1 protein-coding gene is annotated in these 502 nt (G+C 56.2%); it reads left to right on the top strand.

Annotation, left to right across the window (positions count from 1 at the left end):
* On the top strand, window positions 1-499 hold a 499-nt coding region (locus PORUE0001_RS00165), incomplete at its 5' end, for a glycogen/starch synthase (protein ID WP_007364411.1).
* Window positions 500-502: the final 3 nt, after the last annotated feature.

Genomic DNA, 502 nt, shown 5'->3' with positions numbered 1-502 from the left:
CCCGCCCTCTGAGGGAGCGCCTAGTGACAATGCGGATCGCAGCATCTTCTTCATCCGAGGCGTCCTGGAGGCGATCAAAAGCTTGCACTGGATCCCCGATGTGATCCATTGTCTGGGGTGGTTCTCCGCACTGGCACCCGTCTACCTGAAGACGGCTTACAAGAATGACCCTTACTTCGAGCGTGCTAAGGTGCTCTTCTCGGTCGATGGTAACGAGGAGGAGGGGCGAGATTGGGCGAAAGACTTGATCAAGAAGCTTGAGTTTGACAAGATTACGGGCGACCTGCTCGACCCGCTACAAGGAGAGGTGACGCCAGACGCGCTACGTCGTATGGCGATCCACTACTCAGATGGTGTGATCCTGGGGCAGGAGTCGGTCTCTCCCGAGCTCATCGAGTACCTTCGCTCGGAGCCTGACCACAAAGTGCTAGAGTACCCTGGGCCAGCAGTAGATCATGCTGAGGCTTATGTAGACTTCTACCGAAGCTTTACGGAGTAAGAC

Source organism: Porphyromonas uenonis 60-3 (genome assembly GCF_000174775.1).
Classification (GTDB): domain Bacteria; phylum Bacteroidota; class Bacteroidia; order Bacteroidales; family Porphyromonadaceae; genus Porphyromonas; species Porphyromonas uenonis_A.
The sequence above is the reverse complement of the archived record's forward strand: the minus strand, read 5'-3'. Positions and strand labels throughout refer to the sequence as shown.